Source organism: Streptomyces smaragdinus, assembly GCF_009604385.1.
GTDB lineage: Bacteria > Actinomycetota > Actinomycetes > Streptomycetales > Streptomycetaceae > Streptomyces > Streptomyces smaragdinus.
Window position 1 is genome coordinate 1 of the sequence record NZ_WEGJ01000063.1, and the last position, 24,259, is coordinate 24,259.

At 73.3% G+C, this 24,259-nt stretch carries 25 protein-coding genes; 13 read left to right on the plus strand and 12 right to left on the minus strand.

The window, feature by feature from the left end; all coding sequences use genetic code 11:
- The first annotated feature begins 240 nt into the window (after positions 1-240).
- The 3 genes from SRB5_RS34125 (at position 241) to SRB5_RS34135 (ending at position 1,614) form a co-directional block, all read left to right on the plus strand.
- Complete coding sequence (locus tag SRB5_RS34125; RefSeq protein WP_228390660.1) at positions 241-945, plus strand: hypothetical protein; 705 nt, start codon at positions 241-243, stop codon at positions 943-945.
- 129 nt (positions 946-1,074) lie between these two features.
- Complete coding sequence (locus SRB5_RS34130; protein WP_153457490.1) at positions 1,075-1,272, plus strand: hypothetical protein; 198 nt, start codon at positions 1,075-1,077, stop codon at positions 1,270-1,272.
- Positions 1,273-1,278: 6 nt separating this feature from the next.
- The gene (locus SRB5_RS34135) at positions 1,279-1,614 is read left to right on the plus strand and encodes an ArsR/SmtB family transcription factor (RefSeq protein ID WP_323378953.1); all 336 of its coding nucleotides are present in this window, start codon (positions 1,279-1,281) and stop codon (positions 1,612-1,614) included.
- Here SRB5_RS34135 and SRB5_RS34140 read toward each other — a convergent pair.
- Positions 1,611-1,967, minus strand: a complete 357-nt coding sequence (locus SRB5_RS34140) for a zinc ribbon domain-containing protein YjdM (protein WP_153457491.1) — start codon at positions 1,965-1,967, stop codon at positions 1,611-1,613. The genes SRB5_RS34135 and SRB5_RS34140 overlap by 4 nt on opposite strands.
- 225 nt (positions 1,968-2,192) lie before the next feature.
- Here SRB5_RS34140 and SRB5_RS34145 point away from each other — a divergent pair, with 225 nt between their 5' ends.
- The 3 genes from SRB5_RS34145 to helR all read left to right on the plus strand — a co-directional run bounded on the left by SRB5_RS34145 (position 2,193) and on the right by helR (position 6,590).
- Positions 2,193-3,824, plus strand: coding sequence for a SulP family inorganic anion transporter (locus tag SRB5_RS34145; protein WP_194293114.1), 1,632 nt, complete (start codon positions 2,193-2,195; stop codon positions 3,822-3,824).
- Positions 3,825-3,937: 113 nt separating this feature from the next.
- Positions 3,938-4,288 carry an ArsR/SmtB family transcription factor gene (locus SRB5_RS34150; protein ID WP_153457492.1) on the plus strand — a complete coding sequence of 117 codons (351 nt, stop codon included), beginning with the start codon at positions 3,938-3,940 and terminating at the stop codon, positions 4,286-4,288.
- A gap of 148 nt (positions 4,289-4,436) precedes the next feature.
- Entirely contained in the window at positions 4,437-6,590 is a 2,154-nt protein-coding gene (helR, locus tag SRB5_RS34155) for an RNA polymerase recycling motor ATPase HelR (protein ID WP_153457493.1), read from the plus strand.
- A 15-nt stretch (positions 6,591-6,605) separates the two neighbouring features.
- Here the strand turns inward: helR and SRB5_RS34160 are convergent, their stop codons facing one another.
- The 5 genes from SRB5_RS34160 to SRB5_RS34180 form a co-directional block, all read right to left on the minus strand.
- The gene (locus SRB5_RS34160; protein WP_153457494.1) at positions 6,606-7,184 is read right to left on the minus strand and encodes a hypothetical protein; all 579 of its coding nucleotides are present in this window, start codon (positions 7,182-7,184) and stop codon (positions 6,606-6,608) included.
- 161 nt (positions 7,185-7,345) lie between these two features.
- Complete coding sequence (locus tag SRB5_RS34165; RefSeq protein ID WP_153457495.1) at positions 7,346-8,182, minus strand: MauE/DoxX family redox-associated membrane protein; 837 nt, start codon at positions 8,180-8,182, stop codon at positions 7,346-7,348.
- Entirely contained in the window at positions 8,182-8,790 is a 609-nt protein-coding gene (locus SRB5_RS34170) for a cell wall protein (protein WP_153457496.1), read from the minus strand. Before SRB5_RS34170 ends, SRB5_RS34165 begins: the two co-directional genes overlap by 1 nt.
- 10 nt (positions 8,791-8,800) lie before the next feature.
- Positions 8,801-9,229 (minus strand): RlpA-like double-psi beta-barrel domain-containing protein, encoded by a 429-nt coding sequence (locus tag SRB5_RS34175; protein ID WP_153457497.1) that lies wholly within the window; start codon positions 9,227-9,229, stop codon positions 8,801-8,803.
- A 171-nt stretch (positions 9,230-9,400) separates the two neighbouring features.
- Positions 9,401-9,961 (minus strand): YceI family protein, encoded by a 561-nt coding sequence (locus SRB5_RS34180; RefSeq protein WP_153457499.1) that lies wholly within the window; start codon positions 9,959-9,961, stop codon positions 9,401-9,403.
- A gap of 101 nt (positions 9,962-10,062) precedes the next feature.
- Here SRB5_RS34180 and SRB5_RS34185 point away from each other — a divergent pair, with 101 nt between their 5' ends.
- Positions 10,063-10,578 (plus strand): MarR family winged helix-turn-helix transcriptional regulator, encoded by a 516-nt coding sequence (locus SRB5_RS34185; RefSeq protein ID WP_153457500.1) that lies wholly within the window; start codon positions 10,063-10,065, stop codon positions 10,576-10,578.
- 187 nt (positions 10,579-10,765) lie between these two features.
- Complete coding sequence (locus SRB5_RS34190) at positions 10,766-11,878, plus strand: AI-2E family transporter (RefSeq protein WP_153457519.1); 1,113 nt, start codon at positions 10,766-10,768, stop codon at positions 11,876-11,878.
- Between the two features lie 2 nt (positions 11,879-11,880).
- On the opposite strand, the gene SRB5_RS34195 is transcribed toward SRB5_RS34190, so the two are convergent.
- From SRB5_RS34195 to SRB5_RS34205, 3 genes are read right to left on the minus strand one after another with little or no spacing between them, the layout of a single operon-like run.
- Positions 11,881-12,327: a group II truncated hemoglobin gene (locus SRB5_RS34195; RefSeq protein ID WP_153457502.1), complete on the minus strand. Its 447-nt coding sequence runs from the start codon at positions 12,325-12,327 to the stop codon at positions 11,881-11,883.
- A gap of 43 nt (positions 12,328-12,370) precedes the next feature.
- Positions 12,371-14,425, minus strand: coding sequence for an ATP-binding protein (locus SRB5_RS34200; RefSeq protein ID WP_153457504.1), 2,055 nt, complete (start codon positions 14,423-14,425; stop codon positions 12,371-12,373).
- A gap of 47 nt (positions 14,426-14,472) precedes the next feature.
- Positions 14,473-15,393, minus strand: a complete 921-nt coding sequence (locus SRB5_RS34205) for an EamA family transporter (RefSeq protein WP_153457505.1) — start codon at positions 15,391-15,393, stop codon at positions 14,473-14,475.
- Between the two features lie 128 nt (positions 15,394-15,521).
- On the opposite strand from SRB5_RS34205, the gene SRB5_RS34210 reads away from it, so the two are divergent.
- Complete coding sequence (locus SRB5_RS34210; protein ID WP_323378954.1) at positions 15,522-16,010, plus strand: MarR family winged helix-turn-helix transcriptional regulator; 489 nt, start codon at positions 15,522-15,524, stop codon at positions 16,008-16,010.
- Here the strand turns inward: SRB5_RS34210 and SRB5_RS34215 are convergent.
- Positions 16,007-16,678, minus strand: coding sequence for a response regulator transcription factor (locus SRB5_RS34215; RefSeq protein WP_323378955.1), 672 nt, complete (start codon positions 16,676-16,678; stop codon positions 16,007-16,009). The two genes, SRB5_RS34210 and SRB5_RS34215, sit on opposite strands and share 4 nt — an antisense overlap.
- On the minus strand, positions 16,675-18,063 hold the full coding sequence (locus SRB5_RS34220) for a sensor histidine kinase (RefSeq protein WP_323378956.1): 1,389 nt from the start codon (positions 18,061-18,063) through the stop codon (positions 16,675-16,677). Before SRB5_RS34220 ends, SRB5_RS34215 begins: the two co-directional genes overlap by 4 nt.
- A gap of 175 nt (positions 18,064-18,238) precedes the next feature.
- Here SRB5_RS34220 and SRB5_RS34225 point away from each other — a divergent pair, with 175 nt between their 5' ends.
- Positions 18,239-18,928 carry an ABC transporter ATP-binding protein gene (locus tag SRB5_RS34225; protein WP_153457509.1) on the plus strand — a complete coding sequence of 230 codons (690 nt, stop codon included), beginning with the start codon at positions 18,239-18,241 and terminating at the stop codon, positions 18,926-18,928.
- Entirely contained in the window at positions 18,925-21,282 is a 2,358-nt protein-coding gene (locus tag SRB5_RS34230; protein ID WP_323378957.1) for an ABC transporter permease, read from the plus strand. Before SRB5_RS34225 ends, SRB5_RS34230 begins: the two co-directional genes overlap by 4 nt.
- Before the next feature lie 45 nt (positions 21,283-21,327).
- Here the strand turns inward: SRB5_RS34230 and panD are convergent, their stop codons facing one another.
- Entirely contained in the window at positions 21,328-21,744 is a 417-nt protein-coding gene (panD, locus tag SRB5_RS34235; protein WP_153457510.1) for an aspartate 1-decarboxylase, read from the minus strand.
- 220 nt (positions 21,745-21,964) lie between these two features.
- On the opposite strand from panD, the gene SRB5_RS37815 reads away from it, so the two are divergent.
- Together SRB5_RS37815 and SRB5_RS34245 are read left to right on the plus strand one after the other, a co-directional pair.
- Complete coding sequence (locus SRB5_RS37815; RefSeq protein ID WP_153457512.1) at positions 21,965-22,840, plus strand: polysaccharide deacetylase family protein; 876 nt, start codon at positions 21,965-21,967, stop codon at positions 22,838-22,840.
- Positions 22,837-24,259 (plus strand): hypothetical protein (locus SRB5_RS34245; protein ID WP_228390661.1); only part of this gene is annotated, 1,423 nt, incomplete at its 3' end. The genes SRB5_RS37815 and SRB5_RS34245, both read left to right, overlap by 4 nt.

Sequence of the window (24,259 nt, forward strand, 5' to 3'; positions counted from 1 at the left end):
TGGGTGGGCGGGCAGCCGGCGGTGGCGTCGCTCGTCGGGTCGCTGAGGGTCGTACTGCTGGCCACGGCGTTGCCGTACACCTGAGGGCGAACGTCCGCCGACCGGCACAGAGTCGGAACATGGCACTGATTGATCGGTAACGATCAATCCGCTTAGGCTTCAGCCGTCACAACGGGTACAGGTAAGGCCGCTTCTGATCAAAATCGATCGGCTGACCCGTTTCAGCGCGGGGGGAACCTCATGACGACCAAGCTCACGCTCTGGCACACCTACGGACTGCTCAAGGACCAGACGCAGCAGCAGAACATCCCGCAGGTGCGCTCCGACCTTCCGCCGCCGCTGCGGTCCAGGGTCAACATCGGCACGGACACCACGGGCGAGAAGTTCTTCGCCCTCCTCGAACGCGAGCTCCCGCCCGGCGGGATACCCGCGTATCTGGCGGCGCGCAAGAAGAACGTCCGCTCCTTCGTCCTCTGGGCCGACCAGCACCGCGACCGGCGGGTTGCCACCGTGGTCACCGAGCGGGCCGACGGCGGGGGCGCCACGTACCAGGTGCTCGACGAACACGGGCGGATCATCGCGACGATCGCCGTGCGGCGGGCGTTCCACGGCGGACTGCGCACCCGGTGGACCGTGCGCCGGCCCGGCGCCGAGGACGCGGTGGGCTACAAGGGGCGGCTCGTCTGGTGGCTGATGTACTGGCTGCTGTTCCCGCTGTGGGTGTTCATGGGCATCGCCGCGATCCTCGGCGGCGACGTCCCCCGCGCCCCGCGGCGTGTGATCTGGCGTACCGGCGGCCGGCGGGCCTTCGAGCACAAGGCCGGCGGCAACGATCTGCGGCTGTCCGAACCGGAGTTGGACCACCGGGTCGCGGCCGCCCTCCTGTGCCTCGTCCGCACCGACGACGGCTGGTTCGGCCGCCCCTGGGACGGCGATAAGGAGTAACGGAAGGCTTCCCCTCCGTGTCCGTCCGGGCAATTGCGCATTTCTGCAATTCGCTAGATGCTGGTCCGACGGGCACCGTCGCCCCGGGACCGGCGGCGTTCCGATCCCGCCGATCCAAGGGAGGGGCCGATGGTCGAATCCTTCGCCGAGCTGGCACTGGAGCGGGTCCGCCTGGCACGCCGGGACCTGGAGACCGCGGCGGCGGAGGACGACGCCTACGCGATCGCGTGCGCCGCGGACGAGCTGGACGACGCGATCCGGATCGCCCGGTCGCTGGGGCTCCAGGTGACGCCGGGCGACGGGGCGGCCGGTCCGGGAAGGGGTTGAGTGGGGGTGCGGGTGCCGTTGTACGAGGCGAAGGCGGAGTTCTTCCGGATGCTGGGCCATCCGGTGCGGATCAGGGTGCTGGAGCTGCTCCAGGACGGGCCGCGGCCGGTCCGGGAGCTGCTGGCGGAGATCGAGATCGAGCCGTCGAGCCTGTCGCAGCAGCTGGCCGTACTGCGCCGGTCGGGCATCGTCACGTCCACCCGTGAGGGCTCGTCGGTGACGTACGCCCTGACCGGCGGCGACGTCGCGGAGCTGCTGGGCTCGGCCCGGCGGATCCTGGGGGCGATGCTGGCCGGACAGGGGAGGCTGCTGGCTGAGCTGCAGGAGGCGGAGAGCCGCTAGGCCTTCTTGACCACGCTGGACTTCAGCTGCATGGCGCCGAAGCCGTCGACCTTGCAGTCGATGTCGTGGCCGTCCACCCCGTCGACCAGACGGATGTTGCGCACCTTCGTGCCGGCCTTGATGCCCGACGGGCTGCCCTTGACCTTCAGCGCCTTGACGACGGTCACGGTGTCCCCGTCCTGCAGCACATTGCCGACGGCGTCCTTGATCACCCGCTCCTGCGGGGCGGCGGCCGCCGCGTCGGCACCGCCCGGGACCCACTCGTGGGCGCACTCGGGGCACACCATCAGGGCGTTCATCTCGTAGGTGTACTCACTCGCGCACTTGGGGCACGGGGGCAGGGTCTCGTTCATGGCCACAGGATAGCTGACCTCGCAAATTGCAAAATTCTGCAATTCAATAGATAGTGAGGTGGTCAATGACCGGGCGGTCGCCCGGAAGAACCGAAGCGAGGAGAGCGGGTCCGTGGTGTCTTTGCCGCTGTGCAGGTTCGAGGTCGCGGCGAAGTGACGGACGTGCTCACCCGGGTCTGGCGCCCGGTCCGCTCACTGCTGCCTGCCCGCGCCGACTTCACGGCCATGCGCCGTGACCCGCGCCGGGACCTCCTCGCCGGTCTGACCGTCGCGATCGTCGCCCTGCCGCTCGCCCTGGGCTTCGGGGTGTCCTCCGGCCTCGGCGCGCAGGCGGGGCTGGCGACCGCCGTGGTGGCCGGTGCGCTGGCCGCGTTCTTCGGCGGCTCCAACCTCCAGGTGTCCGGGCCCACCGGCGCGATGACCGTGGTCCTGGTGCCGATCGTCGCCGAGTACGGGGCGGGCGGCGTCCTCGCCGTCGGCTTCCTCGCCGGGCTGATGCTGATCGCCCTGGCGCTGGCGCGGGCCGGCTCGTACATGCGGTACGTCCCCGCTCCCGTCGTCGAGGGCTTCACCCTCGGTATCGCGGCGGTCATCGGGCTCCAGCAGATACCCGACGCCCTGGGTGTCCCCAAGCCGGAGGGCGACCGGGTGGTCGTCGTCGCCTGGCGGGCGGTCGCCGACTTCGCCGCCGCCCCCAACTGGACGGCCGTGATCCTGTCGCTGTCGGTGGCGGCCGTCATGCTGGCGGGGGCGCGGCTGAAGCCGGGCATCCCGTTCTCCATTGTCGCCGTGATCCTCGCCACCCTCGCCGTCAAGGCCCTGGACCTGGACGCCACGCCCATCGGGGACCTGCCCTCCGGGCTGCCCGCCCCGTCGCTGGGCTTCCTGGACACCTCGGCGCTGTCCTCCCTGCTCGCGCCCGCCGTCGCGGTGGCGGCGCTCGCCGCGCTGGAGTCCCTGCTGTCGGCGACCGTCGCGGACGGGATGACCGTGGGCCAGCAGCACGACCCGGACCGCGAGCTGTTCGGCCAGGGCATCGCGAACCTCGCCGCCCCCCTGTTCGGCGGCGTCCCGGCCACCGCCGCCATCGCCCGTACCGCGGTCAACGTGCGGACCGGCGCCGGCTCGCGGCTGGCCGCGATCACCCACGCCGCGATCCTCGCGGTGATCGTCTTCGCCGCCGCCCCGCTGGTCGAGGAGATCCCCCTGGCGGCGCTCGCCGGGGTGCTGCTGGCTACGGCGGTGCGGATGGTGGAGGTCGGCAGCATCCGGGCGATGACCCGGGCCACCCGCTCCGACGCCCTGGTCTTCGTCCTCACCGCCGCGGCCACCCTCGCCCTGGACCTGGTCTACGCGGTGATCATCGGCCTGGTGGTGGCCGGCGCGCTGGCGCTGCGGGCGGTGGCCAAGCAGGCCCGGATGGACACCGTGAACGTGGTGGACGAGCTGCCCGCGCACTCCGCGGAGGAGCACGCGCTGCTCGCCGAGCACATCGTGGCGTACCGCCTCGACGGCCCGCTGTTCTTCGCTGCCGCCCACCGCTTCCTGCTGGAGCTGTCGGAGGTCTCCGACGTACGGGTGGTCATCCTGCGGATGTCGCGGGTGACGACCCTGGACGCCACCGGCGCGCTGGTGCTGAAGGACGCGGTGCAGAAACTGAACCGGCGCGGCATCGTCGTCCTGGCGTCCGGCATTCGGCCGGGGCAGCGCAAGGCGCTGGACTCCGTCGGGGCGCTGGACCTGCTGCGTCACGAGGGCCGTGAGTACGCGACGACCCCGGACGCGATCCGCGGCGCGCGGCGGCTGCTGCACGGCGCGGGGATCCTGCCGCCCGAGCCCGTGGACGTGCGCTCTTGACGGCCCGACTTGCCGTGCCCGGTTTCCCCGCGGGGGCCCATCCGCGCGAGGATGGGCGCCATGCCGACGAACGCGAGGACGCCCTGCCCGCGGTCCTGTACGAGGAGGGTGCCTTGAGCGCGCCGTTGTACCAGCTCAAAGCTGAGTTCTTCAAGACCCTCGGCCATCCGGTGCGGATCCGGGTGCTCGAGCTGCTGAGCCGCCGTGAGCACGCCGTATCGGAGATGCTGCCGGAGATCGGGGTCGAGCCGGCCCACCTGTCGCAGCAGCTCGCCGTGTTGCGGCGGGCGAACCTGGTGGTCACCCGGCGGGAGGGGTCGACGGTGTACTACTCGCTGACGTCGCCCGAGGTGTCGGAGCTGCTGACGATCGCCCGGTCGATCCTGTCCGGGGTGCTGGCGGGCCAGGCGGAGCTGCTGGCGGACCTGCGCTCGGCGACCCCGGGGGCCGAACCGCCCGCGTGAGCCCGTACCGGGGCACGAAAAAACGGGGCCTTCGCCCCGCCACTCTCAACGTATAGCGCATGGGGGGCCTTGCCACAAGGCCCCCCTCGTGCCGCAAAATCGCTGCTCGCAGGACGTCCGTCCGCGTCGTCCCCAAGGAGCCGATCACTTGACCCTCCAGACCACCAGCGTCTTCGCCCTCCCCGAGCGACTCGCCGCCAAGGCCGATCCGGCGCTCACCGCGTCCGACGAGCGGCACTTCGCCGCCGTCGCCGCCGCCCTCGACGAGTCCGTCGCCGACGTGTCCGCCCAGCTCGACGCCGCGCTGAAGGCCCCGGGCGGGGCCGGGCGGGCGGCGATGGACCGGGACGCCGAGGTGCACCGGCTGACCGGACGGCTGCGCGCCCTGCGCCGCTACGGGCTCGACCTGTGCCTCGGCCGCGTCGTCGCCGCGGACGGCGCCGAGCCGCTGTACATCGGACGCTTCGGGCTCACCGACAGTACGGGCCGGCGGCTGCTGGTCGACTGGCGCTCCCCCGCCGCCGAGCCGTTCTTCGCCGCCACCCACGCCGGCCCGATGGGCCTGGCCAGCCGCCGCCGCTACCGCTGGACCGACGGGCGGATCACCGACTACTGGGACGAGGTGTTCACCCCGGAGGGCCTGGTGGGGCACGCCGCGCTCGACGACCAGTCGGCGTTCGTCGCGAGCCTGGGCGCCAGCCGCTCGGACCGGATGCGGGACGTGCTGGCCACCATCCAGGCCGACCAGGACGCCGTCGTACGGGCGAGCTCGCGCGGCGCCCTCGTCGTCGACGGCGGTCCCGGCACGGGCAAGACGGTCGTCGCCCTGCACCGCACCGCCTATCTGCTGTACGCCGACCCGCGGCTGGGCCACCGGCGCGGCGGGGTGCTGTTCGTGGGGCCGCACCAGCCGTATCTGGCGTACGTCGCGGACGTCCTGCCGTCGCTGGGCGAGGAGGGGGTGCGGACCTGCACGGTGCGCGACCTCGTCGCCGAGGGCGCCGGGGCGCCGCCGGAGGCCGATCCGGAGGTGGCGCGGCTGAAGGCGTCGGCGGCCATGGTGGGGGCGGTCGAGCCGGCGGTACGGCTGTACGAGGAGCCGCCCGCCGCGGAGCTGGTCGTGTCGACGCCCTGGGGGGATCTGCCGCTGGGCGCCGAGGACTGGGCGGAGGCGTTCTCGGCTGCGGAGGCGGGGGTGCCGCACAACGAGGCGCGGGAGCTGATCTGGGACGAGCTGGTCACCCTCCTCTACGACCGGCTCGGCAACGAGGACGTACCGCCGGCGTTCTTCGGGCGGGCGCTGCGGCACGACAAAGAGCTGGTCACGACCCTGCACCGGGCGTGGCCGCTGCTGGAGGCCGCCGATCTGGTCGGCGATCTGTGGGAGGTGCCCGCGTATCTGCGGATGTGCGCCCCGTGGCTCGCCCCGGACGAGGTCCGCGCGCTGGCCCGCAAGGAGGCGCCGCAGGCCTGGACGGTGTCCGACCTGCCGCTGCTCGACGCGGCGCGGCAGCGGCTCGGGGATCCTGAGGCGGCGCGGCTGAAGCGCCGGCAGAAGGCCGCGGTGGCCGCCGAGCGGGAGCGGATGGCCGCCGTGATCGACAGCGTGGTGGCGTCGGACGACGACGGCGAGGGGGCGGTGACGATGCTGCGGGGGCGGGATCTGCAGGACCGGCTCATCGACACGGGCGCGGTGCCGGACGCCGATCCGGATCTGCTCGCCGGGCCGTTCGCGCACATCGTGGTGGACGAGGCGCAGGAACTCACCGACGCGGAGTGGCAGATGCTGCTGGCGCGGTGCCCGTCGCGGAGCTTCACCATCGTCGGCGACCGGGCGCAGGCGCGGCACGGGTTCACGGAGTCGTGGGAGACGCGGCTCGCCCGCGTCGGGCTGGACCGGGTGCGGGTGGCGTCCCTCGGGATCAACTACCGGACGCCGGAAGAGGTGATGCGGGAGGCGGCTCCGGTGATCCTGTCGGCGCTTCCGGACGCCAACGTACCGGCGTCCGTCCGCAGCTCGGGAATCGACGTCCGTCACGGGGCCGTGGCAGAGCTCGATTCGATCCTCGCCGAGTGGCTGGCGTCGCATGACGAGGGAACGGCGTGCGTGATCGGCGATCCGTCGTTCGCGGAGACGCCCCGGGTGCGGTCGCTGACGCCGGAGCTGTCGAAGGGGCTGGAATTCGACCTGGTGGTGCTGGTCTCGCCGGAGGCGTTCGGGGAGGGGATCGAGGGGGCGGTGGACCGGTACGTGGCGATGACCCGGGCCACGCGGGAGCTGGTGGTGCTCAGCGGGGCGTGAGGGCCCCGCGGGGGGTCAGCACTTGCCCCTGGCGCCGAGGACGAACGCCCCCTTGCTGTCTCCCGCCTGGTCCTTCGCCTCCGGCGGAATCGGCCCCGGGCCGGCGATCAGGAACCAGTCGCCGGACCTGAGATAGGACCCGGTGGTCGCGGACGTCTCCTCGACGGTCCAGCCGCGTTCCTTCAGATGTCCGACGACGCGCTTCACCTCGGCCTCCCCCGGGATCTGCGCGGTCAGCATCATGGCGTCGACGGAACACGGCCGGGGATCGTCCACGATCCGCAGCTCCCCGCCGAACTCCGCCGTCGCGTAACGGAAATCCGCCTCGACGTCCTTCTTCGCCTTCGCCTTCGCGGGCTTCGCGTCCGGCGGAGGCGAGGACTCGGACGAAGACGAATCGTCATCCGTCCGCGACCCCGCGTCGGCCGATGCCGACCCCGAGGCCGATGCCGAAGCACCCGCCGACGGCGCCCCGGACACGCTGTCCTTCGCCGACCCGTCCGACGCCGACGACGACCCGTCCCCACCGCACCCGGTGACCGCCAGCATCAGAGCGGCCGCACCGACCGCCGCCACGTACCCGAGCCCTCTCACGTATCCCCCAGCCCTCGCGAACCGCACGCCCGCCGCACGATCAGGCGGCGATTCTGGCACGCCCCGCGATCACCCGGACACGGATCACCGGAATCGGCCGGCGCCTCACGGCGTGACCCACCGCAGGTGCGCTGCCCCGCACCCGCAGTGGTCGGTGGGCGTCAGCCCACCGGCTCCGGGGTGGGGGCCGGCAGCACCTCCCCGGTGTCCAGGGCGATCAGCGCCACGCGGATCGCCGGGGGCGGCCCCCCGAGGCGGGCCCGGGACGACAGGGCGAACACCACCGACACCGGGCGGGAGGCGGCGTACAGACCCGTGTAGCGCAGGAAACGCCAGCCGTCGCCGTCGTCCCAGTGCTCGAGCAGACCCGAGCGCACCAGCGGGTTCAGCGTCTCCCAGGCCACGGACCGCTCCAGGAGCTCCACCGACCCCTCCACCGGCACCGCCGCCGGGTCACCGCCCAGCGGATGCCCGAGCAGCCGCAGCCGCAACCGCCGCAGCGGCACCGCCACGTCCGCGTGCACGGACACGACCACCGCCGCGCCCACCGCCACCAGCACCCCGGCGAGAACCGGCCGGTCCCCGGCGTACGACCACCACGCCACCGGCGCGAACGCCACCGCCGTCCCCCCGGCGGCGACCAGCCCCGCCCGGGAGAAGGCCCGTACCCCGATCGGGGCGTGGTCCGCGGCGGTGCACCCGCACGACGACTCCGGCGCCGTGGCCCGCGCCCACGCCAGATACCCGGTGAACACCAGCCCCAGCAGGGCCACCGCCCCACCGGTCACCGCACCCGGCAGGGCCAGCAGCGCACCGCCCAGAACCAGCTCCGCGCCTCCCGTCAGCCGCAGCACCGCCACCGCCCGCCCGATCCGCAGCCGGCGCTCCAGCGCCGTGTCCACGGCCTGGCCACGCAGCTTCGCCGCCCCGGAGAAGAGCTTCCCCGCCCCCGTGACGACCAGCAGCACGCCGACGACGAGCGCCGCGAGCCCTGCCATCAGTGCCCCACCGAGACCCGCGCCAGATCGATCGCCCCGTCCGACGGCCGCCACGCCCCGAGGACCCGGGCGTACTGCCCCATCCGGATGCGCGACAGGTCCTTCGTCAGCGCGCCCCCGGCGTACGAGGCCGAGGTGTGGTCGTCGTGGATCCGTCCGACCAGCTCACCGGCGTGATGGCCCATGGCCAGCCGGTTCTTGCCGATGCCCCGGATCACGACCTCCAGATTGACGATGTTCACCCACACCGCGTCCGCCGCGATGGTGCCGTCCGGCATCGCGACGCCCCGCGCGTACAGCCCGTCGCCGGGCTCCACCGCGTCGATGTCGACGGTGTACAGCTTCCACACGCTGGTGGCGTTGGTGATCCGTACGGAGTTGCGTTCGCCGTACGATCCGGCGACCTTCAGCAGCGAGCCGTCCTCGATCGCGGTGACCCGGCCCTCCACGAAGGAGGACGAGGGGACGGCCGGATCCAGGGGCTGGTGCTGCGCCGCGAACGCGGCGTCCGGGTCGACGCCGCCGAGCGCCGTGGCGCCGACGATCGTGGCGCCGCCCAGCGCCGCGGTGGAGAGGAAGCGCCGCCGGTCGAAGTCTGTGCTGGTCATCTCACCCTCCTCACTCGTAGATCTGGACGCCGGTCTTGCCGGAGTTCAACGACGCGATGGCCGAGAACGCCGCGGGTGTGAGGTCGAGGATCCGGTTCGTACGGCACTGGCCGCTGCAGCAGGTGGCCTCGCCGCAGAAGCTGTGGGTACGCGGACCGCAGTCCGTGATGGTGATGCACACCGCCGCCCGGCTGCACTGCTGGACGACCTTCATCACCGAACCGCAGCCGCGCCGCGGGATACCGCCCTCGCCGGAGCACAGGTCGGGGCGGGTGATGCTGTAGCAGGCGGCGGAGGCGTTCGGCCACGCGCCGTGGTACGAGCCGGAGCGGCAGTTGCCGCAGGCGCCGCCACCGGCTGATGCGCACGGCCCCCAGGCCGCGCCGCAGCAGAACCAGGTGGTCTCGCCGGCCCAGAGGTAGGTGTTGCTGCAGGCCATGACGTACTCCCTTCGTGGGGAAGGAATGTCCTGAACATGACAATCGAATCAGGACACGTCGAGCGCTGAACCCCTTGATATTGCTCCCGGGAACACGGGTCGGCCAGAGTGAAATCCGGACACGCTCGAGGGGGGCGGGGACCGTGGTCCCGCCCCCCTCGGAGACGATCGTCAGGCGGCGTCCTGGGACGTGGCCTCGATGTCGAGCGTGATCGTGATCTTGTCGCTGACGGCCGCGCCCGCCGCGCCGCCGGTCACGCCGAAGTCGGAGCGGTTGATCTGCGTGGTGGCCGAGAAGCCGGCGACCTTGCCGCCCTGGTGGTGGTCGCCGAAGCCGCCGAGCTCCAGGGACAGGACGATCGGCTTGGTGACGCCGCGCAGCGTCAGCTCGCCGTCGAGCAGGAAGGCCTCGCCGTCCTCGGCACGCACGCCGGTGGAGCGGAAGGTCATCTCGGGGAACTCCTCGACGTGCAGGAAGTCCTCGCCGCGGACGTGGTCGTCACGCATCTTGTTCGCCGTGTCCACCGACGCGGTGCTGATCACGGCCTCCACCGACGACTCGAGGTGGTTCTTCGCGGTCACGATCGTGCCCGAGACGTCGTTGAAGCGCCCCCGGACCTTCGTGACGCCGAGATGGCGGACCGTGAACGCCGCGTCCGTGTGCACGGGGTCGATGGTCCAGGTGCCCGCGAGGTAGCCGGGAATGTTCGCGGTGTCGGGGGTGCTGGTCATGAGAATGCGCCTCATCTCAGGGGGATCGGTCCAGGTGGTTGAACTCTCACCTAATATAGCAGAGAAAGGTTGAAACCTCAAGTACACGGTATGCTGGGGGTATGACCGACAGTGACTTCCGCTGGCTCACGGACGAGGAGCAGCGGGTATGGCGAACATTCATGCAGGCGTACCGCGATTTCAACGCTCACCTCGACAGGCAGCTGCGCCGGGACTCCGGGATGCCCGTGGCGTACTACGAGATTCTCGTGATGCTGTCCGAAGCGCCCGGCAGAGCACTGCGGATGGGTGAGCTGGCGGAGAAGGTGTCCTCCTCGCGCAGCCGCCTCTCGCACGCGGTGACCGCGCTGGAGAAGTCGGGCTACGTCTCGCGCTGTGCCGCCGACGGCGACCGGCGCGGCCAGGTGGCGACGCTGACGGAGACGGGCTACGCGACGCTCGTCGCGGCGGCCCCCGGCCATGTGACGGAGGTCCGCACCCACCTCTTCGACCTGCTGACCCCGGAGCAGCTGAAGGCCCTCGGGGACATAGCGGAGTCGATGGGCGCGAAGATGCGGGGCGTGTGCGAGGTGGAGCGCGCGCAGGACGACGAGGGGTGCGCGGACGACGGCTGCTGACCGTCTCCGTCGCCGGGGTGGGTGACCGGCCGGTACCCGTCGCGGACCGAGCTGACAGACTTGGACCGTGCCGGACCGAGACGAGACCCAGACGCCCGACGACCTCGCCGCGCCCGACCGCCCCGACGGAGGCGGACGTCCGGCCGGCCCGCAGGCCCCCGACGACCGCGACCGGCGCCACCGGGAGATGCCCTCCTGGCTGCCGAAGGCGCTGGCCGTCGCGCTGGCCCTGTACGGCTGCTTCCTGCTGGCCGAATGGGCCTTCCACCAGCTGCTCGGGCTGCTGCTGAACGTGCTGGTCGCCTGGTTCGTGGCCCTCGCCGTCGAACCGGCCGTGGAGCGGATGTCCGCCCGCGGGATGCGCCGGGGACTGGCCACCGCGCTGGTGTTCCTCGGGGTGCTGGTGTTCTTCGGCGGCTTCCTCGCGCTGCTCGGGTCGGTGCTCGCCGACCAGGTGCGGGAGCTGGTCGAGAACTTCCCCACGTACATCGACTCCGTCGTCGTCTGGCTCAACGACCGCTTCGACACCAAGCTCGACGCGGACAAGCTGCAGGCCGACTTCCTGAGCTCCGACTGGGTGCGCAACTATCTGCAGGACAGCGCCGACAACGTCTGGACGGTGTCCACGGCCGTCATCGGCGGCCTCTTCCGCCTGCTGACGATCACCCTCTTCGCGTTCTACTTCGCCGCCGACGGCCCGCGCCTGCGCCGCGCGCTGTGCTCCGTACTGCCGCCCGCCCGCCAGGCCGAGGTGCTGCGGGCGTGGGAGATCGCCGTGACCAAGACCGGCGGGTATCTCTACTCGCGCGGGGTGATGGCCGTGATCTCCGGCGCCGCGCACTACATCCTGTTCCTGATCCTGGGCATGCCGTACGCCCCCGCGCTGGCGATCTGGGTGGGCGTGATCTCGCAGTTCGTACCGACGGTCGGTACGTATCTGGCGGGCGCCCTGCCGATGCTGCTGGCGTTCACCGTGAGCCCGTGGGCGGCAGTGTGGGTGCTCGGGTTCGTGATCGTGTACCAGCAGTTCGAGAACTACATGCTCCAGCCGAAGATCACCTCGAAGACCGTGGACGTCCATCCCGCGGTCGCCTTCGGCTCGGTCATCGCCGGCGCCGCGCTGATGGGCGCCATAGGCGCGCTGATCGCGATCCCGGCGACGGCCACGCTCCAGGGCTTCCTCGGCGCGTACGTCACCCGCTACGAGGTCGACCCCGAGGCACACACCCCGAGCCGCCGGCGCGGCTCACGGCTGCTGAGGTGGGCCCGCGAGTCGCTGGGCCGGCGCCGGGACGGCTGACGTCACTTCTCCTGGGGCCAGTCCCACTTGGGCATCGTGCGCAGGGGGTGGAGCTGGTCGTCGGTCTCGGCGTGCGAGTTCTGGTACGCGACCTCCGTGCCGAAGTCGACGTGCTCGCGCAGGGCCCGGCGGAACGGCTCGTCGTCGGGCAGGCCGACGGTGTCGGCGGCGGCCAGATAGAGGTCCGCGAACCGCTGCCGCTGCTCCTCGGTGATCCTGTGGCCGCGGTGGACGTCGATGATGTGCTGAAAGCCGCCCCAGTCGCGGGTGAAGTCGTCGGGTCCGCCGAAGACCTCCGTGTCGAACGCGATCAGCGCCTCGACATGGGTGGGGCTGCCCTTGCCGAACAGCGGCTGGAGCACCGGGTCCTCGAGCAGGGTGGAGTAGAACACGTCGATGAAGCGCCGCAGGGCCTCTGCCCCGCCGGCGTGGTCGTAGAGCGAGGTCATGACGCCAGCCTCACAGCCGGTGTGCGGAATGGGCAAGTGCCGTTTAACGGGCGGCAGTCGGGGAAGCGAGCAGTTCCTCCACCGCCTCCGCCAGGCCCAGCCGGCGGCCCTCCGCCACCGCGTCGCGATAGCCCTCGTCGCCCAGGGCGGCGCGGGCGAGGCGTTCGGCCTCGCTGTGCGGGAGGTCGAAGTGGGCGGAGTGGAAGCGCTCCGGGCCGACCGTCTGCCAGCCGTCGGCGGCCCCGCCGTGCAGCCGCGCCGCCAGCGCCGGATCACGGGAGGCGACCAGCGGGGCGATGTGCTCCAGCGTCATCGTCATGCCCACCACGTCGCGGAACGTCCGCTTGATGGCCAGGCACTCCAGGCTGAGCTCCAGCGCCCGTACGGTCACGCCCCGCCGCCACAGGGTGTACCCCCAGGCGTAGAGGGTGCAGCTCCTGGCCCACAGCTCCCCGTGCTCCACGGCGAGGTCGTATGCCTCGGCCAGCAGGCCGAGCGCCTCGTCCGTGTCGCCGGCGAACGCCAGGCACAGGCCGAGCTGTGACTGCGCCAGCAGGGCGAGGCTGTCGAGCCGGCCCAGCTCGCGCAGCCGGTGCAGCACGTCACGCAGCGTCTCCACGGCCTGCTGTACGTCACCGGTGACCGCGTGCAGGACGCCCAGGCCCTGGCGGGTGTGCGCGCCGCTCGCGGCGTCGTCGGCGAGATCCGCGAGCCGCGCGCTCTCCAGCAGCTCCGCCCGGCCGGTGGCCGGTTCGCCCGCCAGGAGGTACAGCCAGCCCGACACCCACAGCGCCCGGGAGCGGGCGGCCGAGTCGTCGCTGCCGGCGGCCAGCGCACGGTTCAGCCACACCCGGCCCTCGGTCAGCCGGCCGCAGGCCAGCCAGTAGAACCACAGCGACGACGTGAGCTGCTGACCCAGATGCCCCTCCCCGGGCCGGCACAGACAGTGCTCCAGCGCGGACCGCAGATTGGGCAGTTCACGTTCGACCCGCCCCGGGACCTCGCTCTGCGCCGGGCTGAACCAGTCGAGCTCCGCCCAGACCGCCGTCCCCAGATACCAGTCCCGGTGCCGCCCCCGCAGCCGCTCCTCCTCCGCCGCGGACGGCAGCCACCGCGCACCGTACTCCCGTACGGTGTCCAGCAGCCGGAAGCGCACCTGCCCGCGCCACTCCTCGCGCACGACCACCGACTGGGCGACCAGCTCCCCCAGCACCTCCGCGACGTCCCGGCTGTCCAGGCCCTCGCCGCCGCACACGAACTCCGCCGCGTCCAGGTCGAAGTCCCCGGCGAACACCGACAGCCGGGCCCACAGCAGCCGTTCGGGCGGGGCGCACAGCTCGTGACTCCAGCCGATGGTCGTACGCAGCGTCCGGTGCCGCGCCGGGCGGCCGCGGCCGCTGGACACCAGCAGCCGGAACCGGTCGTCGAGCCGCCGCACGAGCTGCTCCGGCGTCAGCCCCCGCAGCCGGCCCGCGGCCAGCTCCAGCGCCAGGGGGATGCCGTCGAGCCGGCGGCAGAGGCCGGCGACGGTACGGGCCTGCTCGCCCTCGAGGGCGAAGCCGGGGACGAGGGTGCGGGCGCGGTCGGTGAACAGCCGGACCGCGTCGCCCTCCGGCAACGGGGCGAGGGGGAACATCCGTTCGCCGTCGACGGTGAGGGGGCGGCGGCCGGTGGCCAGCACCCGCAGCTCCGGCGCTCCGCGCAGCAGGGTGGCCGTGAGCTCCGCGCACTCGGCGCCGGCGCGTTCGCAGCCGTCCAGCACCAGCAGCGCCCGGCGGCCGGCCAGACGGCGTACCAGCAGGTCCGGGGGCCGCAGCCCGCCGGGGTCGGGCGGCGCCAGCGCCTGCAGCGCGGTGTGCGCGACCGTTCCGCCGGCCGTGGCGTCCACCAGCCATACACCGTCGGGGAATCGTTCCTTCAGTTGCGTGGCGGCGCGCAGCGCCAGCCGGGACTTGCCCACCCCGCCGACCCCGGTGACGGTCACCAGCCGCGCGCCGGCCAGGGCGCCGGCGAGGCGGTCGAGGTCGGCGTCGCGGCCGATGAACCGGGTCAGCTCGGCGGGGAGATTGCCGGGACACGGGGCTGGTGTGGTGTGCATAGCTAACGGAGCGTACTGGGGCGGGTGCCCAGGGTGCGACGGCATGGTCAATTACGCGCCAATCGAGACGGGTTGTTCGATGCGGCGGCGGGCGGGGCGGATCCCGTACGGCGCGCCGCCGGGCGCAGCTGTCCGGCGGCCAGGGCGCCGAGGACGACGATCCCGCCGAGCGCCTGCCAGCCGGTGAGGGACTGGCCGAGGGCCAGCCAGCCGAGCGCGGTGGCGACGACGGGGCTGAGCAGGCCGAGGAAGGTGACGTTGGCGGGGGTCAGGGAACGCAGGCCGCGGAACCACACCGCGTACGCGAACGCCGCGCCGACCAGCGTGAGATACGCGTACCCCGCGATGTTCCGCCCGGTGAGGTCCGCGGGCGGCGGGCCCTCGACGGCCAGCGCGAGGGGCAGCAGGACGAGTCCGCCGGCCACCAGCTGCCACCCGGTGGTCGCGAGCAGCGGCGCCGGGGACGTCCAGCGCTTGGCGAGGACGACGCCGAGCGCCATCACCACGGCGCCGGCCGCCGCGGCGGTCACCCCGAGCCAGTCCAGCGCCGCGTCGGCGCGCAGGACGAGCAGGCTCACCCCGCCGACGCCGGCGATTCCGGCGAGCACCGGCCGCGGGCTGAGGCGTTCCCCCAGGAGGCCGGCGGCCAGGGCGAGGGCGACGAGGGGCTGGAGGGCGCCGATGGTGGCGGCGACGCCGCCGGGGAGGCGGTACGCGCCGATGAAGAGCAGGGCGAAGAACGCGCCGATGTTGAGGGTGCCCAGGACCAGCGACCGCCACCACCACACCCCGCGGGGCAGCCGCCGGGTCAGGGCGACGAGCAGCAGCCCGGCGGGCAGCGCCCGCATGACACCGGCGAGCAGGGGGCGGTCGGGGGGCAGCAGTTCGGTGGTGACGAGGTAGGTGGAGCCCCAGACGGCCGGGGCGAGGGCGGTGATCAGGATGGTGGTGGTACGGCTGGCAGGCATCGCGTCCACTCCCGTGGGTCTCTTAGCGGTGAGATAAAACTACCTCAGCGCTAAGCTATCTGTCTCATCGTTAAGCAAAATCTCCCCGGGAGGGCCGGATGGCCGCCGAACCCATTAGCCTTACGCCCGTGTCTGATCACGTGGACCGCGTCCTTGAACAATGGGCCCGCGAGCGGCCTGACCTCGACGTCTCCCCGATGGGCGTGATCGGCCGGGTCTCCCGGCTGGCCCGGGTGCTGGACGCCGAACTGCGCGTCGCCTTCGCCGGGTTCGACCTGGACCGGGGCTCCTTCGACGTGCTCGCCACCCTGCGCCGCAACGGCTCGCCCCTGACCCCGACGGCGCTGATGCGCTCCGCCATGGTCACCTCCGGGGCGATCACCCAGCGCCTGGACCGCCTCGAGGGCCGCGGGCTGATCGCCCGCACCCCCAGTGCGTCGGACGGCCGCGGCGTCGAGGTCTCCCTCACCGAGGAGGGCGCCGAGCTCATCGACCGCGCGGTGGAGGCCCATGTGGCCAACGAGCACCGGATCCTCGCCGGCCTCACCCCCGAACGGCGCGCGGAGCTCGCCGGCGGCCTGCGTGAACTCCTCGAAACCCTGGGCGACAGACCCTAGCCGCGCCCGCCCGGGGTGATCAGCCCCGTCTCGTACGCCGCGATCACCGCCTGCGCCCGGTCACGCAGCCCCAGCTTCGACAGGATCCGGGCCACATGCGTCTTCACCGTCGCCTCGCTCAGCCGGAACCGCGCCGCGAGCTCCGCGTTGCTGTCGCCGCCCGCCAGGGCCTCCAGCACCTGCAGCTCCCGCGGTGTGAGCGCCGCCAGATCCCGGTGCAGCGACGCGCCCCGGCCGCCCGCGCCGGCGAACCGCTCGACCAGCCGGCGCGTGATCGCCGGCGCCAGCAGCGCGTCGCCGGAGCGCACCAGGCGGACCGCCGCCGCCAGATGCTCGGGCGTGACGTCCTTCAGCAGGAAGCCGCTCGCCCCGGCCGACAGCGCCGCGTACACGTACTGGTCGAGGTCGTACGTGGTGAGGATGATGATCCGCGGCGTCTCCGGGCCGCCCGCGAGGATCCGCCGGGTGGCCTCCAGCCCGTCCGTGCCGGGCATCCGTACGTCCATCAGCACGACGTCCGGCCGGGTGCGGCGCACCGCCGCCACCGCCTCCTCGCCGTCCGCGGCCTCGGCGACGACCTCGATGCCGTCCGCCGTGAGGATCATCCTGAACCCCGTGCGTACCAGCGCCTGGTCGTCCACCACGACGACCCGCGGTGCCCCGTTCACGTCGCCTCCAGCGGGATGACCGCCCGTATTCGGTAACCCCCGCGCGGACGCCTGCCGGTGTGGAGCGTACCGCCGTACACCGCGAGGCGTTCGCGCAGACCGATCAGCCCCCGCCCGTTGCCCTCCGCCCCCAGCGAGACGCCCCCCGAGTCGTCCACGTCGATGCGCAACTCGCCCTCCCCGTACGCGACCCGCACCGTGATCCCGGCCCCCGAAGCGTGCCGCACCGCGTTCGTCAGCCCCTCCTGCACCACCCGGTACGCGGCCAGATCCACCCCCGGCGCCAGCGGCACCGGTGTACCGTCCGTCCGCACCGCGACCGACGCGCCCGTCGCCCGCACCCGGTCCACCAGGTCCGTCAGCCGGTCCAGCCCCGGCTGCGGCGCCAGGTCCGCCGCCGCGGCCGGATCGGGGCCGGCGGAGTCCATCGTGAGCAGCCCCATCACCTGGCGCAGCTCCGCCATCGCCGACCGTCCGGCGGCCTCCACCGCCAGCATCGCCTCGCGCGCCTGACCGGGTGAGATGTCCAGAACCTTGCGGGCGGCGCCCGCCTGGATCGTCATCATGCTGACGTTGTGCGTCACCACGTCGTGCAGCTCCCGCGCGATCCGGTGCCGCTCGCGGTCCACGGCCAGGCTCGTCGCCGCCTCCTGCTCGCGCTGCAGCCGGCGCACCCGCTGCTGCCAGGCGTGCAGCGCGTTGGCGGCCAGCGCGACCGGCACCAGGACCAGCAGCGGGATCATGCCCCGGCTGACGTCCGGCACCAGATGGCTGCGCCACAGCAGCACCACCGTCAGCAGCAGACTCGCGGCGGCGGTCTTGCGGTGCGGGCTGTACATCGCCGCGCTGTACACGGCGATCAGCACCGCCGCGAACGTGACGGCCGTGGAGTCCGGGTTGACCTCGCCCAGATGGAACGCCGCCGTCCCGGCCAGGACCGACCACAGGACCAGCAGGGGCCGGCGCCGGCGGGCCGCCAGCGGTCCCACCGCCGCGACTCCCAGGGCCAGTTCCCACCAGCGGGCGTCCGGCAGCTTCTGCTCCATGACCTGTCGGAACTGCTCCTCGGGTATGCACGGCACGCCGAGGCGGTCGTCGGGAACTCCCGGCGGCGGGCAGACCGGCGGCGGCTCGGCGAGGTCCGGCGGCGCGGGCCCGTCCGCCTTCTGCTGCCACGGGGCGGACGGACCGTCCTCCACCCTCAGATAGACGCGGTCCAGGTCCGTGCTCACCACGCCGATCGCCAGCACCAGCGCCAGCAGCGCGTCCGCGACCCACGCCCAGCGCGTGAGCGGCCCGCCGGCCGCGCGGCCCGCGGCCGGCGCGAACGGCAGCCGCTTCGACGCCGAGCGCAGCCGCGCCGACCACCACCTGTCGCTGTCCACCGGACCAGTGTCCCAAGCGCCCGGCTCCGGCGAATCCCTCCCGAGAGGTCATCCCCCAGAGGGACGCGGGGCCGTTGTCCCCCGAGCGCGGTACGCGGATTGGACACTGCGGCCGACGTGCCGCCCCGCCCCCCGCTCGTAACTTCGTCGCACTGTGACGACCCAGGGAGACACGATGACCGACGTCCTGATCGACGTGCGTGAGGCACGCAAGGAGTACGACGACGGGCCGCCCGCCCTCGACGGGCTGACGCTGCGGGTGCGTACGGGAGAAGCACTCGCCGTCCTCGGCCCGTCCGGCAGCGGCAAGTCCACGCTGCTCAATCTGATCGCCGGCCTCGACCGGCCCACCTCCGGCACCGTCACCGTCGACGGGCGGCGGATCGACGAGCTCAGCGAGAGCGCCTCCGCCCGCTACCGCCGCGAACGCGTCGGCATGGTCTTCCAGTTCTTCAACCTGCTGGACGACCTCACCGTCACCGACAACGTGCTGCTGCCCGCCCAGCTCTCCGGCATGGGCCGCGCCGAGGCCGCCGCCCGCGCCGCCGAACTCCTCGACTACCTGGGCATCGCCCGGCACGCCCGCGGCTACCCCGGCCGGCTCTCCGGCGGCGAACGCCAGCGCGTCGCCGTCGCCCGCGCCCTGATGAACCGTCCGCCGCTGCTCCTCGCCGACGAGCCGACGGGCGCGCTGGACACCGCGTCGGGCGTGGAGGTCCGCGAGCTGCTGCGCGAACTGAACGCCGACGGGCAGACGATCGTCCTCGTCACGCACGATCTGACGCTCGCCGAATCGTGCGCCACCCGGACCATCGAGCTGGTCGACGGCCGGATCGCCCGCGACGTCACGGCGGTGGCACGGTGAGCGCGCTGGGCCGGGTCGTACGGGCCGGGGTGGGCCGCAAACGCGTGCAGACCGCGGTGATGGTGCTGACCACGCTGCTGTCCGTCGCCGCGTCCGTGCTGGCGCTGGGGCTGCTCGTCGCCTCCCAGGCACCCTTCGACCGGGCGTTCGCGCGCCAGCACGGGGCGCACCTCACCGCCGAGTTCAAGGGCGCCACCGCCGCGCAGGCAGCGGCCACCGCGACGGCGGACGGGGTGACGGACACCGCCGGCCCGTACCCGGTGACGACGCTGCGGCTGGCGCCCACCGACATGGCGGGCCCGGGGTTCGCACCGCCGCCCCTCACCGTCGCCGGACGGGCGTCGGTTCGCGGGGACGTGGACCGGGTGGAGCTGACGTCCGGCCGGTGGGCGAAGGGGAACGGCGAGATCGTGCTCGAGTCCGGCACCCCCTTCGCGGACCGGGGGACGGGCTGGTCGGTGAAGAGCGACGGTACGGAGCTGAAGGTCGTGGGGATCGCGACGTCCGTCGGGGCGAGCGCCGGCGCCTGGGTCACCCCGGCCCAGCTGGCGGCGCTGGACGACACCCCCTCGTACCAGATGCTCTACCGCCTCGACCACGCCTCCTCGCGCGCCGACCTCAAGGCCGCCCGCGCGGCCGTGACCGCCGCCGCGCCGCAGGGCACGGTCGGCGGCACCCAGTCCTACCTCGACGTCAAGCAGGCCGCCGAGGAGGCCACCGGCGCGTTCATCCCGTTCGTCACCGCGTTCGCGCTGCTGGGGCTGGCGCTGTCGGTGCTGGTCATCAGCATCGTGGTGAGCGGTGCGGTGAGTGCGGCGAAGCGGCGGATCGGGATCCTGAAGTCCCTCGGCTTCACCCCGCCGCAGGTGTGCCGGGCGTACGTGGCGCAGGCGCTGATCCCGTCGGCGGTCGGCGCGGTGCTCGGCGTGGCGCTGGCCAACGTGCTGGCCGTGCCGGTGATGGCCGAGGTGGCCCAGGCGTACAAGACGGGCGTGATGCTGATCCCCGTGTGGGTGAACGTCGTGGTGCCGCTGGGCGCGCTGGCCCTGGTCGCGCTGACGGCGCTCGGTCCGGCGCTGCGGGCGGCGCGGCTGCGGACGGCGTCGGTGCTCGGCGTGGGCCGGGCCGCGGAGTCCGCGCGGGGGCGGTCGGTGCGGCGGCTGCTGGGCTCGCTGCCGCTGCCGCGGCCGGTGACGCTGGGGCTGGCGGGGCCGTTCGCGCGGCCCGTGCGGTCGGTGACCATGGCGGGAGCCGTGGCGTTCGGGACGCTGGCGGTGGTGTTCGCGGTGGGGCTGTCGACGACGCTGTTCGCGATCCAGCGGGACGGTGAGCCGGACGAGGGCGGGGGGCAGGCGCTCGTCCGAACGGTGCGGATGATGACGGGGCCGCCGCCCGGCGCGTCCGACGGGCCGCCGCCCGAGCCGCAGGGGCCGGCCGATCCGGCGAAGGTGGCGGCGGCGATCGACGCGGCCGGCGGGACGGAGTCGTACTACCGCCGGGGGGAGACGGAGGTACGGGTCGCGGGGCTGAAGGACCCGGTGCCGGTGGTGGCGTACGGCGGGGACGTCTCCGGGGCCAAGCACACGATGACGGAGGGCCGTTGGTTCGAAGCCGACGGGGAGGCCGTGGCGGCGTCGCGGTTCCTGCTGTCGACCGGCGCGGAGATCGGCGACACGGTGACGCTGTCGGACCGGGACCGGTCGGTGCGGCTGAGGATCGTGGGGGAGGTCTTCGACCTGAGCGAGGACGGCATGGCCGTACGGACGACCGAGGCGTCGCTGTCCGCGCTGAAACCGGAGTACGAGATGACGGAGTTCACCGTCGGCCTCACGGACGGCACGGACGTGGGCGCGTACACGAAGAAGCTGGACAAGGTCCTCGAGCCGCTGGGGGCGGAGGCGGCCGTCAGCGAGACGGGCAAGTCGAGCGTGCTGGCCGCGATGCAGGCGCTGATCGCGATCCTGACGCTGATGCTGGTCACCGTGGCCTGCCTGGGCGTCCTCAACACGGTGGTCCTGGACACCCGCGACCGCGTCCGCGACCTGGGCGTCTTCAAGGCCCTGGGGATGACCCCGCGCCAGACGGTCACCCAGGTGCTCACACAGGTGGGCGTGATCGGCGTCCTGGCGGGGGCGATCGGCGTCCCGCTGGGCGTGGCGCTGCACCACTACGTGATGCCCGCGATGGGCGACGCGGCGGGCACCCGGATCCCCCCGTCGCACATCGACGCCTACGGCGCCGGCCAGCTGACCCTGCTGGCCCTGGCGGGCGTGGCGATCGCGGTGACGGGCGCGCTGCTCCCGGCGGGGTGGGCGGCGCGGACGGACACGGGGAACGCGCTGCGGGCGGAGTGAGGTGGGGGGCGGTCCCGGGGTGGGGCCGCCCCTCGCAGGCGCTCGTCAGGCCCGTACCGAGTCCCCGCGGACCAGCCCCGAGCCCGCCGGGGCCTCCGCGGCGTCGGCGCCCTCGCCGGTGATCGTGTTGTCGGCGTCGACGAAGACCACGCGGGGCTTCAGGGAGCGGGCCTCCGCGTCCTCGACCTGGGCGTAGCTGATGATGATCACCAGGTCGCCGGGGGCCACCAGCCGGGCCGCGGCACCGTTGATGCCGATGACGCCGCTGTCGCGGGGACCCGTGATCACGTACGTCGAGAGCCGGTTGCCGTTGTTGATGTCGACGATGTCGACCTGCTCGCCGGGGAGCAGGTCCGCGGCCTCCATCAGGTCCTCGCTGATCGTCACCGATCCCACGTAGTGCAGGTCGGCCTGCGTCACGGTGGCGCGGTGGATCTTGGATTTGAGCATGGTGCGCAGCATCTGCGGACTCCCGGGGTTTCGGCTCCCTGCCTGACGGCGCAGGTCAAGGGCTTACATCCGTACAGAGTACGCCGTCTCGCACACCCGTTGCACCGAGACCCGGGTCACGGCCCTGCACCGCGACGGGCCCGGCACCACCCGACCGCGTCCGTACGGGTGCGGTTTCGGGGGGCGCGTGTCGGTCGCCGGTCCCGCTCACGCCCCGTGAGAACAGTTAGTAATGAAGTACGACAAATACGATAAGTGGATCCCCTCGCGGCGCACCGCGCTCGCGGGAGCCCTCTGTCTCGGCGTCGCGGGCGCCGTCAAGCTGGCCACCGGCGCGAGCTCCCCCCGTACCGACACCCTCGCCGTGGACGACCCCAAGCCGGGCGCAGCCGCAGCCGCCGCTGCCGCCGCGGCCCGCCTCGCCCAGGCCCCCGCGTCGTACCGGCTCTACCCCAGCACCCACATCAGCGGCTACGGCGTCCCGAACGCCGCCCCCCGCGCCGTCCCGGTGCGCGCCGCCGCGCACGAGACGCTGCGCGGGCGCGCCGGGAGCCGGCTCATGGCCCTGACCTTCGACGACGGACCGCACCCCAGCCAGACCCCGGCGATCCTGCGGATCCTGCGGCGGTACGACGTACGGGCCACGTTCTTCGTGATCGGCGAGAACATCCCGTGGAACCGGGACGTGCTGAAGGCCGTGGTGGCGGACGGACATGTGGTGGGGAACCACTCGTACACCCACCCCCAGCTCGATCTCATCGGGACCGACCGGGTACGGCGGGAGCTGACCCGCACCAGCGACCTGATCGAGCGGACCATCGGCGCCCCGCCCCGGCTCGCCCGGGCGCCGTACGGGATGTGGGACGAGCGGGGGCTGCGGATCTGCGCGGAGCTGGGGATGGAGCCGTTCCAGTGGAACATCGACACCAACGACTGGGCGGAGCCCGGCACGCGGGCGATCACCTCGGCCGTGCTGACGGGTGCGCGGCCGGACGCGATCGTGCTGTCGCACGACGGGGGCGGGGACCGCTGGCAGACGGTGTCGGCGCTGGAGTCCTACCTGCCGCGGCTGCTCGACCAGGGGTACACGATGGTCCAGCCCTCATGAGGCGGCGGCTGGTCCTCCTGCTGGTCCTCGCGGTCCTCGGGCTCACCGCGGCCCCCGCCCCCGCGCAGACCCCGGCGGATCCGGTCGCCGAGGTCGCGGCGGCGCTGCGGGACGGCCCCGTGTACGTGCATCCGGGCGTGCGGTCCCAGCTCTCGCGCCCGGCGCAGACGGCGCTCGCGGAGCGGATCCGGGACGCCGGCAAGCCGGTGTTCGTGGCCGTCCTGCCGGCGAACGGCGACTTCGCCGAGTCGACGGTGTTCCGGGAGCTGCGCACCCGGGTGGGGATCGCCGGGGTGTACGCGGTGCAGCTCGGTGACGCCTTCGGGGCGCAGGCGGACGCGCGGGTGATGTCGCCGCGGTCGGTGGACAACCTCCTGGCCACCGTCCGCGCCGCGAACCCCGGCGACGCACCCGCCCAGCTCCAGGACTTCACCGGCCAGGCGCTGCGGGACGCCGCCGGCCGGGCGCCGACGTCGTGGGGCGGGGGCGGCGCGCCGGTCGGGTCGATCGTGACGGCCGTCGTGCTGCTGGGCCTCATCGGCGCCGGGGTGTTCCTCGTGCGCTCGCGGGGGAAGCGGCGGCGGGCGGCGCAGGAGCGGGCGGAGCTGGGGAAGCTGCGGGTGGTGGTGGACGAGGACATCACGGCGTTCGGGGAGGAGCTGACGCGGGTGAGCTTCGATCCGTCGGCGGGCGTGACCGACGAGGCGCAGCGGCGGGACTACGCGCGGGCGCTGGACGCGTACGAGACGGCGAAGTCGCGGATGGACGCCGCCCACCGGCCCGCCGACGTGGGACCGGTGACCCGGACGCTGGCGGAGGGCCGGTTCGCGCTGGCGACGCTGGAGGCGCGGCGGGCGGGCGCGCCGCTGCCGGAGGACCGGCCGCCGTGCTTCTTCGACCCCCGCCACGGGGTGTCCGTACGGGACGTCGAGTGGGCGCCCGAGGGCGGCGCGGTGCGGACGGTGCCGGCGTGCGCGGCGGACGCCGATCGGGTGACGAACGGTGAGGCGCCGGACGCACGGACGGTGGAGACGGCGTCGGGACGGCAGCCGTACTGGAACGCGGGGGCCGCGTACGCGCCCTGGGCGGGCGGCTACTTCGGGGGCGGGATGCTGCCGGGGCTGCTGATGGGGACGATGCTGGGGTCGATGATGTACACCCCCGGGGCCTGGGCGGCGGGGGACGGGATGACGGGGGCGGAGGGCGGGGACCAGACGGGGGCCGACTTCGACTCCGACGACTTCTCCGGCGGGTTCGGCGGCTTCGGGGACGGCGGCGGCGGGGACTTCGGGGGCGGCGGGCGGCGAATTGACGTCCAGCTCGCCGGCGACCAGCAGCACCGGCACGGACAGCGACCCGAGCGCGGCCCGCAGCCCGGCCGGATCGTAGGCCCCCTCGGCGTTGAAGCCCGCGGCGGCG

What these genes read in the sequence shown, in the direction of transcription:
- SRB5_RS34125 (WP_228390660.1), top strand. Translation starts at nt 241, where the DNA reads ATGACGACCAAGCTCACGCTCTGGCACACCTACGGACTGCTCAAGGAC.
- SRB5_RS34130 (WP_153457490.1), top strand. Translation starts at nt 1,075, where the DNA reads ATGGTCGAATCCTTCGCCGAGCTGGCACTGGAGCGGGTCCGCCTGGCA.
- SRB5_RS34140 (WP_153457491.1), bottom strand. Translation starts at nt 1,967, where the DNA reads ATGAACGAGACCCTGCCCCCGTGCCCCAAGTGCGCGAGTGAGTACACC.
- SRB5_RS34145 (WP_194293114.1), top strand. Translation starts at nt 2,193, where the DNA reads ATGCGCCGTGACCCGCGCCGGGACCTCCTCGCCGGTCTGACCGTCGCG.
- SRB5_RS34165 (WP_153457495.1), bottom strand. Translation starts at nt 8,182, where the DNA reads ATGGCAGGGCTCGCGGCGCTCGTCGTCGGCGTGCTGCTGGTCGTCACG.
- SRB5_RS34170 (WP_153457496.1), bottom strand. Translation starts at nt 8,790, where the DNA reads ATGACCAGCACAGACTTCGACCGGCGGCGCTTCCTCTCCACCGCGGCG.
- SRB5_RS34175 (WP_153457497.1), bottom strand. Translation starts at nt 9,229, where the DNA reads ATGGCCTGCAGCAACACCTACCTCTGGGCCGGCGAGACCACCTGGTTC.
- SRB5_RS34180 (WP_153457499.1), bottom strand. Translation starts at nt 9,961, where the DNA reads ATGACCAGCACCCCCGACACCGCGAACATTCCCGGCTACCTCGCGGGC.
- SRB5_RS34185 (WP_153457500.1), top strand. Translation starts at nt 10,063, where the DNA reads ATGACCGACAGTGACTTCCGCTGGCTCACGGACGAGGAGCAGCGGGTA.
- SRB5_RS34190 (WP_153457519.1), top strand. Translation starts at nt 10,766, where the DNA reads ATGCCCTCCTGGCTGCCGAAGGCGCTGGCCGTCGCGCTGGCCCTGTAC.
- SRB5_RS34195 (WP_153457502.1), bottom strand. Translation starts at nt 12,327, where the DNA reads ATGACCTCGCTCTACGACCACGCCGGCGGGGCAGAGGCCCTGCGGCGC.
- SRB5_RS34200 (WP_153457504.1), bottom strand. Translation starts at nt 14,425, where the DNA reads ATGCACACCACACCAGCCCCGTGTCCCGGCAATCTCCCCGCCGAGCTG.
- SRB5_RS34205 (WP_153457505.1), bottom strand. Translation starts at nt 15,393, where the DNA reads ATGCCTGCCAGCCGTACCACCACCATCCTGATCACCGCCCTCGCCCCG.
- SRB5_RS34225 (WP_153457509.1), top strand. Translation starts at nt 18,239, where the DNA reads ATGACCGACGTCCTGATCGACGTGCGTGAGGCACGCAAGGAGTACGAC.
- panD (WP_153457510.1), bottom strand. Translation starts at nt 21,744, where the DNA reads ATGCTGCGCACCATGCTCAAATCCAAGATCCACCGCGCCACCGTGACG.
- SRB5_RS37815 (WP_153457512.1), top strand. Translation starts at nt 21,965, where the DNA reads ATGAAGTACGACAAATACGATAAGTGGATCCCCTCGCGGCGCACCGCG.